Here is a 14,259-nt window from a genome sequence, read left to right as displayed (position 1 = left end):
GCTCAGTGAACCGCAGTCGCCGGTGTGCCTTTCTCGATCAGCAGGCGCAGGCGTTCGGCGAGCAGCTTCAAATCTTCCGCGGCGCTTTGCGCCTGGCCGGTGCCGGCGGCGTTCTGCTTGCTGGCCTGGCTGATGTTTTCCATGGCCAGGGCGACTTGGTCCATCCCGGCCAGTTGCTGCTGGCTGGATGCGGCGATCTGTGCGGCCGATAAGGCGGAGTCCGCGATGCTCGCCGCAAGCTGCTGGATGGCGGCGCCCACGGTGCCGGCCTGCTGGACGCCGGCATCCACGGCCTTGTTGCCCTGCTCCGCGGCCATGACCGCGGAGCCGGTGGCGCGCTGAACTTCGCCGAGAATGGTCCTCACCTGGGCCGTGGCCAGTTTGGATTGATCCGCCAGGCTCTTCACTTCCTGGGCGACCACGCCGAATCCCCGCCCGTATTCTCCCGCGCGAGCCGCTTCGATCGAGGCATTGACCGCGAGGAGGTTGGTCTGATCCGCCAGGTCGTTTACCGTGGCGATGATTTCGCCTATGGCCTGGCCCTGTTCGCTCAGGCGTATCACGCACTGGGCGATCGTATCCATTTGCTTGCGAATGGCCTGCATCCCGTGGAGCGAGTCGTCCGCGGCTTTCTGCCCGCCATCGGATATTTCCACCGAGCGCTGGGCGATCTGCGAGACGGAGCGGGCCTTGCTGGCGGAGACGGAAGCGGTCTGCTTTACTTCCTCGACGGTGCTGGTCGTTTCGCTGACGGCGGCGGCCGTCTCCGCGGCGCTGGAGGCGACCTGGCGGGTCATGGCGGAGATCTCCGCGGTGGAGCTTGCGAGGCGGCCGATGACGTCGCGCAGCGCCCGAGAAACGGAGCGGGTGGTCCAGATGGAGGTGGCGAGTCCCGTGACGAGGGCGGCGGCGGCCAGAATCAGGAGGAGGGTTACAACCTGGGCGATGGCCTCCTCCAGATGCTTTCTGGAATCCGCCAGTTCGCTGGTGCGGTGGGCGATGAAGGTTTCCACCTGCGTCCGGATCGCGTCGCTTGCGTTGGTGCGCTGGTCGTCCAGTTCGCCGACCGGCGGGCCGACCCCGGCGGCTTCTGAGTTGACGGTCTGTAGCTGCTTTTCCTGAAGATCCCGCCAGAGCCGCGCCCCCGTTTCAATCTCGCCGAGGGTGGAGGTGTCGGCCGGATCGTCCACCATTTTGCCGAGCCCGGCCAGATCGCGGTCAAAGTCCTGGATCGCGCCCTTCCAGGCATCGAGCATGGCGGGATCCCGGTAGAGCAGGTATCCCCGAAACGCCGAGCTCTGCAATTGGGCGTGCATACTCAGGGAAATGGCGCGCTGATGCATTGCCGAGTCCTTGTCGATAAACTCCGAGTAGGCGTCGCGCGCCTCGGTGATGGCCCAGACTCCACCGGCGCTTGCGAGGGTGGAAAGGGCGAGTACGACGACGTACCCGCTGAGTACCCGAGTTCCGATTGTCATGATTCCCGCTCCATTGATCTGCCGGGGCCCACTGTTGGCCCGTTCAGTGCCTGCTCACCGCAACATTGAATGCATAAATATCAGGGCCGGGTCGCGGTCCGGGGTTTGACCCCGAGTGCGCCCGCGACGCCTGCTAGTCGGTTCCGTGATCACGAATGACGATATCCGGGTCGCCCAGAATCCGCCGCGCGTCGAGCACCACGGTTCCGTCTCGGGCCACGCCGAGGAGGTAGTCCCTTCTTCGGCCCGTGAAGGTGGGCAGTTCGTGCTGAAGTTCGCCCGCGGGGAGGCTGCGCACGCCGCGCAGGGTATCCGCCAGAATGCCGAATTCCATTTCCGTGGAGGACAACAGCACGACGTGGTTTATGTCCGAGAGTCCTTTTTCCGGTAAGGAGAAGAATCGCTTCAGGTCCACAAGGGAGATGACGTGGCCGCGCAAGTTCACGATACCCAGGACGAAGGGCGGCGTGCCTGGAATGGGCGTCAACTCGCGCAGGGGGTAAACTTCCCGGACGAATCGGGACTCCACGCCATAGCGCTCGTGGGCCATGGTGAATTCCACGATTTCCAGTCGTGCGCCGGTGTCGGCGTCGCCTCGGGGCCGCCGCGCGAGCTCGCGCGCGCGCCTTTCGAGGATAGCCTGCTCCTCGGGGGGGCCCGGTTCCACGGTCATATCGCCACCTCCCTTTCCATCAGACTTTCTACGATGTCCAGCAGACGGGCGGCGGAGAGTCCGTCGGACTCGGGTACGGACGCCTCCGGGGCGCAACGGCCCAGGAGCCGGATGGTGTTTCGCCAGTGCCGCGCCGCCGTGGCGGCATCGCCCCTGGCGTGGGCAAGCGCCCCGAGCGTGAAATGGGCGATGATGAAGTCGGGGTCGAGATAGAGGGTCTGTCGGAGGGCGTCACCCGCTTCGATATGGAGTCCCCGCTCCCGGAGGACGAGGGCGCGGAGATAGTAGCCCGCGGGGTCCACGCGATCCTCCGCGATGATTCTGTCGCACCAGTCCTGTGCTTCCGCGAGGCGACCCTGATCGGCGCAAATTCGCGCCAGCAGGCGCATCGCCCTTACTCGGGCGGGACTTTCCCCGGTGAAGGTTACCGCGATGTCCCAGGCGGCCTCGTGCTGATGGGCCGCAAAGAGGTCCTCGGCGTTGCTCAGGGCGAACTCTGCGTCCGCGCGGTCCACGGGGGAGGCATTCGGGTTTGCCGCGGGCCGCGCGGGTGGAACAGGGCGGTGGGCAGGCCTCGGGAAGGGCTTCGCAATGGGTGGCGGCACGGGTGTGTGGAGTCGCAGGCCGGATTTCTGGTGGAGGATCGTGCTTTCCCTGTGGACCGGCGCGAACTGAGCTTTGTCCACGAGCGGGAGTTCCGAAGGGGCTACGATGAGCCATCCTTCTTCCGAGATGGCGTCGGCCAGCCGCGCCATGGCGCGGTTGGCCGCCCCGGGCTCGAAATACATGAGCACGTTCCGACAGATCAGCACGTCGATGTTGGAGGTTCCGTTGAGGAGCGAAGGGTAGTCGGAACTTGCCAGATTGAGGGATTCGAAACGAACGGCGGCGCGGACTTCGGGGCGAACCGTGAAACACTTACCGGGGCCGGCTGTGAAATAGCGGGTGTCATTCCAGGCGGAAGTGCCCCGGAAGGACCAGAGGCTGTAGCAGCCCTCCCGCGCCTTCGCCAGGGCGTCGACGTTGATGTCGGTCGCCAGCAGGGATAGGTTCCATCGGGGGAGATCGGGAATGAGGCGGTGGAGGAGAATGGCGAGAGAGTAGGCCTCCTCACCCGTGCAGCACCCGGCGCACCAGAGACGCAGCCCCATCCCACCGGCGCGCTTCTTCTGGATCAAATCGGGAAGCAGCACACTTTCCAAGTATTGGAAGAGGGCCGTATCGCGGAAGAAGTAGGTCTCACTGACGGTCAGATGGGGCGCGAGACGATCAAGCTGCTCGGGGCTCAGTCGTCCCTGGGCGATCCATTCCGTGCAATCGAGCGGGCACCGAAAGCCAAGCGCCGGCGCGGCCGAAGCGATGCCGCGCCGCAGATCGCGCCACCGCGCCGGTGGGAAATGGAGACCGATGGCTTCCGTGAGCCAGGCGCTCGCGCGGGAGAGGAGCTGATCCGTCAGGGGGGCGTTCATGACGTGTGGCCCGCCAGCGCGACGTCGAGGAACTGCTCTTCCTCCAGCGAGAGGAAGCGCTCAAGGTCGTGGATAAGTATCAATCCATCGGGGTCCTGGAGGATACCGCCCAGATGGGGTACGCCCCGCAGGACCTCCGCCGTCGCGGAAAAGTCCTCCGCGCGAAATGGGAAGAGACCCAGAATGGCGTCGGCAATGAGCGCCAGCGAGCGACGGGGTGTGCGGGCGACGATGAAGTAGTCTCCCGACGAGAGGGGACGATCGGGGATGCCCGAACGGCGTCGGACGCTGACGACGGGCATGATGACACCTCGTACATTGACGAGGCCCGCGACGATATCCGGCGCATTGGGCAGGGGGGTGAGCGCGACCGCCCGAGTGACAAAATCGACACAGGCGGCGGAGACGGCAAATCGCCGTGCGTCAACGGAAAAGACTACAGCGCGTTCTGCGTCTTCCATACGGTCCGCTCCTCGATTATCGCAGGCTGCCCAATTGTGTGATACGCCATACACAAGTTTATTTGAATCTATAGACTATATAGATACCGTTGCTACCATAGCATATTCTTCGGCTCATCGCACCAAAAATAATCGAAAATATGCGGGATTTACCCCATTTGCCCTGGTCTGCTTGAATTTTTTCTCGGATAGGGGTCGCGGGCGCAATAGGGAAGTGAAACAAATGCGAAAACCAGAATGAGAAACTTGAACAATTGAATTACGAGGTCCACCCCGCCGGCCAGGGGTGAAATCGCTCGGGGGTACGGAAATACGCTATGATTGGGGAGGTTCGGGCCGGGGCTTCCGTGCCCGGCCGGGATCCGACAACCGCCTCACACTTCTAGAAAGCCGGGGACCCGATGACTGAGCATGCGACGGGGGATACGACCGGAACGCCGAGCGCGTTTCGGCAACTCTTTGGATCGGAGCGTTTTCGCACCACGGGCACCGCTGTGATGGCCCTGATTTGCATCGCGGCCTACGCGGTAATGCGATTGGCGACGGAAGCCTCATCGTCCGTAGTGAATGCGCCCCTGATTCTCTGCCTCATCGTGGGTGGTGTGCCGCAGGTCATCGATCTCTTCAAAAAATTCCTGCGGGGTGAATTCGGCTCCGATCTGCTGGGCGGCATCTCCATTACCACGTCCGTGTTTCTGGGCGAATACCTGGCTGGCGCCATCATCGTGCTGATGTTATCCGGCGGCGAGGCGCTGGAGGCCTATGCTTTGCGCAGCGCCTCCTCCGTGCTGGCGGCTTTGGCGAAGCGCATGCCTTCCATCGCGCACCGGCGCGGGCCGGATGGCATCGCCGACGCCGCACTGGAATCGCTGGAGCCCGGTGATATAGTGGTGGTCTACCCGCACGAGATCTGCCCCGTGGACGGCGATGTGATCGAAGGGCGCGGCGTGATGGATGAATCCTACCTCACGGGCGAGCCCTTTCAGATTACGAAGACGATTGGTTCGTCGGTTATCTCCGGCTCCATCAACGGCGAAGTGGCGTTGACCATTCGCGCGACCCAGCGCGCGGCGGATTCCCGGTATGCCCGGATCATGTCGGTCATGCGCGAGTCCGAGGCGACCCGCCCGCAGATGCGTCGGCTCGGCGATCAACTTGGCGCGGTCTACACGCCGATTGCGGTGGCCGTGGCGCTCCTGGCCTGGGGTTTCAGCGGCGACGCCACGCGCTTTCTCGCCGTGCTCGTCATCGCCACGCCGTGTCCGCTGCTCATCGGGATTCCCGTGGCCATCATCGGCTCCATTTCGCTTTGCGCGCGCCGGGCGATCATCGTGAAGAGTCCCGTGGTGCTGGAGCAGATCGCCAAGTGTCGCACGGCCATTTTCGACAAGACGGGCACACTGACCTACGGCGAGCCCGCGCTGGTTGAACAGATCGTGGCGCCGGGCTTTGACGCGCCTACCGTGCTTGCTCTCGCGGCGGGCCTGGAGCGCTATTCCAAGCACCCGCTGGCCAGCGCGATCCTTAAGGCCGCTGAAAAACTCGGCGGAGAAGACATAGACGCGACAGAAGTAAGCGAGCACCCCGGCCAGGGCCTGCGCGGGAGAGTTTCCGGCCAGGAAGTCTTGATTACCAGCCGAAAGAAGCTCGCCAACATCGCTGTCACTGGCCAGGAGCACATGCCCGGCGCGGGAGAGGGCCTGGAGTGCGTGGTGGCCGTCGGGGGCGCCTTTGCCGCCGTCTATCGCTTCCGCGACGCACCCCGCTCCGACAGCCACTCCTTCATGAAGCACCTCGGCCCGCGTCACCAGTTCAACCGGCTCATGATCGTGTCCGGTGACCGCGAATCCGAAGTTCACTATCTCGCGAAGGAAGTGGGCATTACCGATATCCACGCGCAAAAAAGTCCGGAAGAAAAGCTCGCCATTGTGCGCGACGAGACAAAGCGCGCCAGGACCCTGTACGTCGGGGACGGCATCAACGACGCCCCCGCCATGATGGCCGCCACCGTGGGCCTCGCCATCGGCCAGGGTAGCGATGTGACGGCCGAAGCGGCGGGCGTGGTGGTGATGGACAACTCCCTGCGCAAGATCGACGAGTTCCTCCACATCAGCAAGCGCATGCGGAGCATCGCCCTTCAGACCGCCGTGGGCGGCATGGTGCTCAGCCTCGCGGGTATGGCCTTTGCCTCCGTGGGGATGCTCAGTCCCGTGGAAGGCGCGATATGCCAGGAAGTGATCGACGTGCTCGCCGTGCTCAACGCCCTCCGCGCCGCCTGGCCGCCGAGGACGATGTCGGATATGTAGGAGCGTCATCCGCCTCGCTTTGAAAGGCTACTTTGCCCTTCCAATGGAATCGCGCAAGGCTGGGAGCGCAGGCGTCCCGCCTGCAAAGTGCCGAAGGCACTTCCTAAGTACCGAGCAATCTTCTTATACAAAGTCTATGCACCTTCGGTGCATGATGCAGGCGGGGACGCCTGCGCTCCCAGCCGTGCGAATTCTCTTTGTAAGTTCCAGGAGGTGCCGCGAACGAGAGAATCAAGGGAAATCACTCGCTATCGATTTCCCCCTACTGCTCCAGAGAACGCGCCTCGCAGAACACAATCTCGCCGTCCTCCGCCTCATACTCCACCTCCAGCGGATTGCAGCATATCTCGCAATCATAGACAAAAAGCTGGCCCCGTACGGACACATCCAGGGGTATGGAGAATGTTTGCCAGCAGTGGGGGCAGGTGACGTCGTAGTATTCCATGGCGGCCTCCTGAAGAAAGGCTACCACGAATCGGGGGCCGGAGTCTTCATTCGGGGAGCTACGATTTTGCGACATGGAGATTGCCGAATAAATTGTGGTGGTCACTATGATTAGAAATGCTGTCCACCCGGGGTGCCTACTCCCAGACAAGTACAATTTCGCCAAGGTCGTTTTGTCCCGGACTCAGTTCAAAGTCGACGGGTCCTGTACTAACTCTCGTGCTCGTGCCGTCCCGATTAACATCCTGATAAAATGTGACTGCAAGCCGCGTCGCCGGCAGTTCCGTGTCGACGCTGACCACACCATTGGCATCCGTACGGAGGATGGCCGTCAAGACGTTGTCGAGGTCGAATTCGGCCTCCATTTCCACCGTCTGGTTCGCCAGGGGCTCGCCAGCCGGGTTACGCGCCACCAACAGAATTCGAGCCAGTTGGTACATAACGATGACTTCCTCCGTCGGCGTCTCATCCCATGTGACCGCCAGGGGCTCACTTTGGGCGGGGTAGAATCCATCTCTTCGAAAAGAAATCACGGATAAGTGATCCGGTGGTATGCCGTTCACAACGACGCGTCCATCGGCTCCGGTCTTCGCATCAAGACTGTATCCAAAACCAGATTCGTGGGGATCGAGACCCAGGTGCAAGTGCGCGTCCGCGACCCGCTTGCCGCTACCGTCAAGAAGCAGGAAAGCGCGCGTTCCGGGCTCATCGACTTGCAAATCACATGAAACGATATCGCCCGGACGAACGTTCACTGTAACGGCGTTTGGCGGGACGTCCGTACCCACAAAATCATATGGGGAAAGGTCGTACGTGGGCATCAAGACATAGGTGCTACTGGCGCCGGTGATACTAATCTCATAGGTGCCGTCTGGACCACTCAACGCGGTTGCGTAGCTCGTCAATCCGGAAATCCCGCTTGTCTGGCGAAGATTTTCCGACTGAATAGCGATCAATGGAATTCCCGGAATCGGTTTGCCCGAGGACCTGCCGCGGACCGTGCCGCGCACAATTGCCGGTGTGGTCACGGTGAAATTCAATCGGTAGTCGCGTCCGGGTGTCACCGCCTCAACTCCGGGGCCCTGCGTCAGTATCGTTCCGTCTGTCCCATACACTCCGCTGGTATATTGCTGCCCGGAGTCGACTCTTGCGATTTGGTATCCGCCGTTGAGATCCGTCGTTGCCTTGAATGTCTCGCCTCTCGCTCTGTTGCTCGGGCTGGAGCCGCCGGCAGACGGGTGTCTGGTTTCCAGCGTGCCGTCGAGGCGAACTTCAACCCCGGATACAGCCGCCCCGTCGCTGTCCGTGACCCTGCCGAAGACGGATGCCACCGGAGGATAACGAAGTACCAACTCCCGCTCTGGATTCGCAACAACGTTTGCAAACGAATTCTGGCCGCAGGATTCGCTCCGGGCGCTGAGCGATGCGACACCAGGCCCGTCAATCGCCATTTCGAACTGCCCCCTATCATTCGTGAGCGCCGTCAGCCCTATCGAGTCGCTCATTTTTCCCGACTCATCAACAAACCCCACGAGTTTCAACACGCCGTCATTCACGGGCAATCCGGCGAAACTCAATAGAACGCCGCGGATAGTAACACCGGCTTCCAGGCGCAGTACAAGGTTCTCTCGCGAAACATCGGTATCGTCCAGAGCAAGATGTTTCATCGCGGCCCGGTAACCCGGAGCGCGCGCAGTGATCAACGTCGATCCGGAAAAGCGCACGCCGGCGATAGTAAAGGCGCCGTTCTCGCCGGTATGGCCGTACCAATAATGGCTGCGGTTTCCAAGATACTTCTCGTAGGCCGTCCGGTGTGCATAAAGCAGATCCGCATTTGCATCGGAGGGCGGTTTCGGCAGACCCAGGGCCGCGACACTTACTTCAGCGCCCGGCACTGGGTACCCGGCCGAATCCACAACGGAACCCATGAGCGTGATGTAGTCGCTCGGATTGGAAATCTCAATCGGCTCGATTTCAATTCTCTGTGGCGACGCCGGGGGAAATATTGCCGTTCCCGCGAGGTGTGTTGGTTCAGCAGGGGTGGATATTGCGGTGGCACTAACGGGTATCGACGTATTTCCGGGGACCGTCGCGGCAGGAAGGGTTTCGGTCGAGACAGGTCCAGGCGTCGTAACGTGTGGCCGGATTGCCAGGTATGTACCCGCGGTAAACAGCAGTATTGCGACTCCCGTTAGCACCACCTGTTTCGTAGACATGGCGAGCACTCCCGTTCGTGTCTGCAGTGCATACGTCCCCGCTTCGACAGCGGCCGTTTTCGCGCCGTAGAGCGCGGGTAGCGCGGCGATGACGCCCGCCGTAAAAGCCTTGCCGGGGCGTGTGTCGGCGAGGGTGTCTTCGACGGTGTGCGCGACTTCCGCGCGGAGGAACTTGCGGCCGCGGGAGAGGCGCTGCCTCACGTTGTCCTCACTGAGTTCGAGGGCCTCGGCGATGTCGCGGATGGATTCGCCCTGGCGGTAGAAGAGGATGAGGGGCTCGCGGTAGGTCTCGGGGATCTCGGCGAGGGCGGTCCAGACGAGGTCCGCGCGTTCGCGCTGGTGTTGCGTGATCTCGGGGGATTCAGCGAGGGGCTGCGCGGTCTCGTCGAGGTTTTCCATGGAGACGGTGGGCCGGGCGGCTTGCGTGCGCATCCAGTCGCGGGCGAGGTTTCGGGCGATGCCACAGAGCCAGGCGCTCAGTGATTCGTGCTTCTGCAATGCGCCGAGTTTTTTCCACGCGATGATGAAGGCTTCCTGTGCGAGATCCTCGCTCTGGGCGAGGTTGCCGGTGACGCTGTAGGCCATGGCGCTGACGGCGCCCTGGTAGCGCTCCACAATCTGGCCGAAAGCGCGCTGATCGCCCTGGAGGCTCCGCTGGATGAGTTGCTGGGTATCTGCCGACATTGGGGTGATCCTTCCCGTTGATTCTACCCTTAGTTGGGGGAAAGAAGGGAAAGGTGACAGAGCAGTTGACAGTTGATAGTTGATAGTTGATAGTTCCAATCGCACGGGTTGAGAAAGGGGGGCCGACGGGTGCCACCCTCAAGCGGGGCGGCTCCGCCGCGGGAGCTTGTGGGTGATGGGATTTCGGTCATGGAAGTGCAGCGGGTTATCTTCAAAATTTTATGGCAGAGACGTACCACGGACGTTACAGTGCCGAACTATGTTGCAGTCACCTCACCCACAAGCTTCCCCCGCTTCGCTCCTCTGCTTGAGGGTGGCACCCGTGGTGGTGTGGGTGGCACCCGGCGTGTACTTTGCATCCAAGCGGGCTACGTACGGACGAATGTTATTGGGCTCGAAGCTCATTCGTCGTGTAGTAGGCATCCGCGTGGAGCAGTGGCTGGTCTTCGGTGTTCTTCACGCCCTCGGCGTGGAGTTCGTGGATGTGGTATTGCCGGATGGGGTCGGTGACGAGGCGGACTTCCATGGCGTCGTCACTGAGGGTGGCGGACTGGATGGCGTGGGGCCGGGTGTCGATTTCGGGGCTGCCGTAGCTCCCGTGGTACATCAGGGTGTAGCTGGAGAGTGTGTAGCTGCTCGGATTGGCTGCGCTGGCCGTATCGACCGGCTGGGTGAAGCGCAGGGTGAAGCCGTCGGTGTTGAGGCGCATTTCCTGGATCTCGAAGGGCGTTTTTCCGTTCCAGGTGACGCGGTCGAGGCCGAAGGATTTCTTGCCTACCGAGTTCCAGCCGCGGTTGCTCTCGCCGACGATGAGGGAGCCGTCTTTCGCCCAGGCCATGCGGAGCACGGCGCTCTGAAAGCCTTCCAGGAAGTTGAAGCAGGCCCCCTGGTATTCGCCGTTGACTTGTTCGAGGAACACGCGCGAGATGGCGGCGGTGGTGAAGTCGCCCACGAGGAGTTGTCCGGCGAAGGGGCCGATTTGCTGGTCGTTTTGCACACAGAGAATGTCGGTCGTGCTCATGCCGACTTTCTTGTAGGGGAACCATACGGCGGGCAGGGAGAGCATGGGGAATACGGCCTTGGCCTGGGGCAGAGGTATGCCCGAAGGGATGCTGGCGGGTTTTGCAAAGGGCGCGCCGGGCAGGGCGCAGTGTTTGAGGGATTCCACGTGCCCGTAGAACGCGCCCTTGCGAAGGTGGTGCAGGGAACCGGCGGGAATCCAGTTACCCTGTTGGTCGGTGAAGAATACATCGCCCGCGAGGTTCGCGCCGAGGCCGCAGGGGGAGCGCATGCCCGCGCACTGGGGTTCCATGTGGCCATCGGGGAAGATCTTCACGCCCCAGCCGCGCCAGGCGTCTCGCTCGGGATAGTCGGCTTTGCCCATGCCGATATTGAGCGTCACCCAGAGACTGCCATCTTTATCGGGCACGGCACCGTAGGCGTATTCGTGGTAGTTACCGGTGATGCCCCAGGCACTGGTGACGGAGCGGTACTCGTCGATGAGGTCGTCGCCGTTGGTGTCGCGCAGGTGGGTGAGCTCGCCGCGCTGGACGACGTAGAGTCCGTCGTCTTTGTGGAGTAGGTCGAGGGGTTCATGGAGGGCCTCGGCGATTTTCGTGAAGTTCGCCTGCGCGGGATCGGGATTGTCGAGGAGCCAGACTTCGCCCTTGCGCAGGGCGATGGCAATGCGACCATCGGGCAGGGTCTCCACGGCGCTGGCTTCGAAGGGCACGCCCTCGGGTGTGGGGATCGCCTGGATGGTGTAGGCGGGGTGGTTTTCGGCGTGGGTGGATGGGGGGATGATGACGACCAGGAAAGTGAGCGCAGCCAGGAAAGCCGATGCGTGGATGCTTTGCGCCTTTGCGCCTTTGCGTGCGAAACTGAGAAAAGATGTCACGCAAAGATGCAGAGACGCAGAGAAGAGTTGAGAGAGCGGAGTGCCTGCTCTCGTTCCCAAGCTCTGCTTGGGAATGCAGTCCCCGGAGCTCCGCTCCGCAGGCACCGCGGTCACGTTAACCCACTTGAGCTGTATTTCACGCTTCTGGATGTTACGCTGATCGACCAGCTTATTCGCCGCCGGGTTGTGAAGCAGAGCTTCACGGGCTGCATTCCCAAGCAGAGCTTGGGAACGAGTTCGAGATGAGTGAGTGGTACCCGTGGTGTCTTGACTTACCATGTTATCACCTCTTCAAACGTCGTACCCGCTTCGGTTACTTCAATTGGCGTTGGAGGAGACTCCATTCCCAAGCGCACGTACACGGTCTGCAACGGGCCCTTGAGTTCCAATCGCCTTATGAGTCGAATCGGGTTTTCCGGCGCAGGCCGCAGTGACTCTTCGATGATCACGTCTCCCAATTGATATCGGAAAATGGGCGTTCGTGATTCGTCGAGTCGGTAACCGAGAAAGCGCAAGCGACTCTGATCCCATGGACCCTCGGCGTTCAACGCCACGGCGGGCCCTTCGGGCAGTTTCGCGATGGCCTCGCCCAGGGGCGACACGAAGAGGGTGAAGCGATCGGCCCAGGCGGATTCGGCGTCGATGAAGCGCCCGCGCCAGAGGAGGGCGACGCGGCAGGTTTCGGCGTCGAAGGCATAGTTGAGTCCGCCGGGAAAGCCCACGGCGATGGCGCGGGGTCCGACATCCTGGATGAAGGTGCGGTGGATGATCGGTGCGTCGGTTGGGATGAGTTCGAAGCCGCCCGTGTCCTCCATGCCCTCGGGAAGGCGGGTTTCGTTTACTTCTTTGAGGTAGATCCAGAGCGCTTCAATCTGCTTGACGGCGTCGCCTTTGAAGAGTTCGCTGCTCAGGCTCTTGCCGTTCTCGAAGAAGGCGGGCATGCGGGTCTGGGGGCGGAGCGACGCGGGAGCGAGCATATATTTCATGAACCATTCGGGCTGGAGCCGCGCGGGCACGTGGGCCAGGTCCACCGCGGGGATGCCGAGGGATTTTTGTCCGTTCAAGTTGTGGCAGGTGACGCAACCGAGGCCGGTCGTGCCCATGAGTTCGCGGCCGTATTCGTTGCGGTGGTGATGCTCCAGGCCGGAGACGTTCACGGTGGGCGGATTCGGATCCGCGTCGACCTTGGCGAATGCCTCTACGAGTGTGCCGATGTTGGCCTCGCCGAAGTGGGGCATGCGCGTGGCCATGTAGGGGCGCACGCGACCGCCGTCGGTGAGGATGGTCCGCAGCCATTCGGGCGTGAGCTTCGCGCCCACGCCGGTGAGCGTGGGAGGGAGGCGGCCTTCGTCGCCCAGATCGAGGATTTCAGTTTCGGTGAAATAGAGCGCGCGACCGGGCTCGGGGCCGCCGAGTCCATTGCGCTCGTGGCAGGCATAGCAGTTCAGCGCGAGAAGCGTGTGGTTGATGGTGTCGGCATCCGTGGGGGCGGGCGCGTCGATGGGGATGGCGCGCAGCGCGGTCCGCTGCGCTTCGCTCAGATCGAACCAGGGCAGATTCGGCAGGGGCGCGATTGCGAGGCACCCGGCGTCGGAAAGCGGCTTGCCCGCGAGTGGCGTGGCGGTGGGCCGTGTGGTCGCGCCGCCGATGGTGTGGCAGGAAGCGCAACCGAGGGTTTGGAAGAGTTCCTTGCCGCGCGCGGCTTTGGTTGGGTCAATAGTGGCGGTGGCCGACGCTGAATCACCCTGGGTCATCCACTGGGCAATTTGTCGCGCTTCCTCTTCGCTCAAGGTCATATTCGGCATGCGTGCGCCGGGGCGAATTGCGGCGGGATCGCGGAGGAAGGCCGCGAGCGCCTCGGGCGTGGTCTTCGCGGCGAGATTGGGCAGGGGAACCGATGGCACTTCAATCTTCGGCGTCTCCACGCCGCCGTCTTCCCAGAAGATATCCTCCGGGCCCGCGGTTTGGGCGGATTGCGTGGGTTCGTGGCAGGCGACACAGCCGACGGAATGAAACAGCGCGGCACCCGCTTCCAATTCGGCCTCGGAGATTTGTGTGTCCTTCTCAGCCATCAGCTCGCCCAGGCTCGCGAGATAGTGGGCCAGGGCCTCGCTCGTTTCGGCCCGCGCGGCGGGTTCGAGGGTGGCGAGTAGATCGGGCATGCTGGTGCCGGGCTTGGTGGCGTGGGGGGCGGCGATGAAGGCTTGGAGATAATCGAGACGCATCCGCGCGCCCGCATTGTCGAGGATTGGGGCCGCGTGGGGCGGGAATGCGGATTGCATGGGCGCGATCTCGCCGTGGCACGCGCCGCACTTGAGCTCGTTGTAGAGCAGGAGGCCGGGGGAGACGCCGCTATCGGGGGAGGCTGCGAATCGCTCGAAGCCGGGGACCATGGGGGATGAGAAGGCTGAAGTCTGAAGGATGAAGGCTGAAAGGAGTGCCCATTGCCGTAGCGGTTTTATCAGACGGATTGGACGGATAGGACCGATCTGATCGGGGGATATCTGGAGTTGAGTGAGCCAGTGCAACAAGACAATCTCCGACAAGTACGTTTTTCAGCCTTCAGCCTTCAGCCTTCAGCCTTCAGCCTTCAGCCTTCAGCCTTCAGCCTTCAGCCTTCAGCCTTCAGCC

9 protein-coding genes are annotated in these 14,259 nt (G+C 62.4%); 1 reads left to right on the top strand and 8 read right to left on the bottom strand.

The annotated features are described in order from the left end of the window. Window positions 1–2: 2 nt before the first annotated feature. The 4 genes from JNK74_18840 to JNK74_18825 all read right to left on the bottom strand — a co-directional run bounded on the left by JNK74_18840 (window position 3) and on the right by JNK74_18825 (window position 4,081). Window positions 3–1,478, bottom strand: coding sequence for a CHASE3 domain-containing protein (locus JNK74_18840; GenBank protein ID MBL7648241.1), 1,476 nt, complete (start codon window positions 1,476–1,478; stop codon window positions 3–5). 133 nt (window positions 1,479–1,611) lie between these two features. Next, a complete protein-coding gene (locus tag JNK74_18835; GenBank protein ID MBL7648240.1) occupies window positions 1,612–2,151 on the bottom strand; it encodes a purine-binding chemotaxis protein CheW in 540 nt (179 codons plus the stop codon). Further along, window positions 2,148–3,620: a tetratricopeptide repeat protein gene (locus tag JNK74_18830; protein ID MBL7648239.1), complete on the bottom strand. Its 1,473-nt coding sequence runs from the start codon at window positions 3,618–3,620 to the stop codon at window positions 2,148–2,150. Before JNK74_18830 ends, JNK74_18835 begins: the two co-directional genes overlap by 4 nt. Further along, entirely contained in the window at window positions 3,617–4,081 is a 465-nt protein-coding gene (locus tag JNK74_18825; protein ID MBL7648238.1) for a purine-binding chemotaxis protein CheW, read from the bottom strand. Before JNK74_18825 ends, JNK74_18830 begins: the two co-directional genes overlap by 4 nt. Window positions 4,082–4,482: 401 nt before the next feature. Here JNK74_18825 and JNK74_18820 point away from each other — a divergent pair, with 401 nt between their 5' ends. After that, the gene (locus JNK74_18820; GenBank protein MBL7648237.1) at window positions 4,483–6,387 is read left to right on the top strand and encodes a heavy metal translocating P-type ATPase; all 1,905 of its coding nucleotides are present in this window, start codon (window positions 4,483–4,485) and stop codon (window positions 6,385–6,387) included. 262 nt (window positions 6,388–6,649) lie between these two features. Here JNK74_18820 and JNK74_18815 read toward each other — a convergent pair whose 3' ends face one another. From JNK74_18815 to JNK74_18800, 4 genes are all read right to left on the bottom strand, one after another. Beyond that, a complete protein-coding gene (locus JNK74_18815; GenBank protein ID MBL7648236.1) occupies window positions 6,650–6,832 on the bottom strand; it encodes a CPXCG motif-containing cysteine-rich protein in 183 nt (60 codons plus the stop codon). A 136-nt stretch (window positions 6,833–6,968) separates the two neighbouring features. Beyond that, a complete protein-coding gene (locus JNK74_18810) occupies window positions 6,969–9,731 on the bottom strand; it encodes a sigma-70 family RNA polymerase sigma factor (protein ID MBL7648235.1) in 2,763 nt (920 codons plus the stop codon). 385 nt (window positions 9,732–10,116) lie between these two features. Continuing rightward, the gene (locus JNK74_18805) at window positions 10,117–11,628 is read right to left on the bottom strand and encodes a hypothetical protein (GenBank protein MBL7648234.1); all 1,512 of its coding nucleotides are present in this window, start codon (window positions 11,626–11,628) and stop codon (window positions 10,117–10,119) included. A gap of 272 nt (window positions 11,629–11,900) precedes the next feature. Next, a complete protein-coding gene (locus JNK74_18800) occupies window positions 11,901–14,159 on the bottom strand; it encodes a c-type cytochrome (GenBank protein ID MBL7648233.1) in 2,259 nt (752 codons plus the stop codon). Window positions 14,160–14,259: the final 100 nt, after the last annotated feature.

The sequence above is a fragment of the Candidatus Hydrogenedentota bacterium genome, assembly GCA_016791475.1.
Taxonomy (GTDB): Bacteria; Hydrogenedentota; Hydrogenedentia; order Hydrogenedentales; family JAEUWI01; genus JAEUWI01.
Note: the sequence above shows the minus strand (reverse complement) of the source record. Positions and strands in the feature narration are given on the sequence as shown.

What these genes read in the sequence shown, in the direction of transcription:
- JNK74_18840 (MBL7648241.1), bottom strand. Translation starts at nt 1,478, where the DNA reads ATGACAATCGGAACTCGGGTACTCAGCGGGTACGTCGTCGTACTCGCC.
- JNK74_18835 (MBL7648240.1), bottom strand. Translation starts at nt 2,151, where the DNA reads ATGACCGTGGAACCGGGCCCCCCCGAGGAGCAGGCTATCCTCGAAAGG.
- JNK74_18830 (MBL7648239.1), bottom strand. Translation starts at nt 3,620, where the DNA reads ATGAACGCCCCCCTGACGGATCAGCTCCTCTCCCGCGCGAGCGCCTGG.
- JNK74_18825 (MBL7648238.1), bottom strand. Translation starts at nt 4,081, where the DNA reads ATGGAAGACGCAGAACGCGCTGTAGTCTTTTCCGTTGACGCACGGCGA.
- JNK74_18820 (MBL7648237.1), top strand. Translation starts at nt 4,483, where the DNA reads ATGACTGAGCATGCGACGGGGGATACGACCGGAACGCCGAGCGCGTTT.
- JNK74_18815 (MBL7648236.1), bottom strand. Translation starts at nt 6,832, where the DNA reads ATGGAATACTACGACGTCACCTGCCCCCACTGCTGGCAAACATTCTCC.
- JNK74_18810 (MBL7648235.1), bottom strand. Translation starts at nt 9,731, where the DNA reads ATGTCGGCAGATACCCAGCAACTCATCCAGCGGAGCCTCCAGGGCGAT.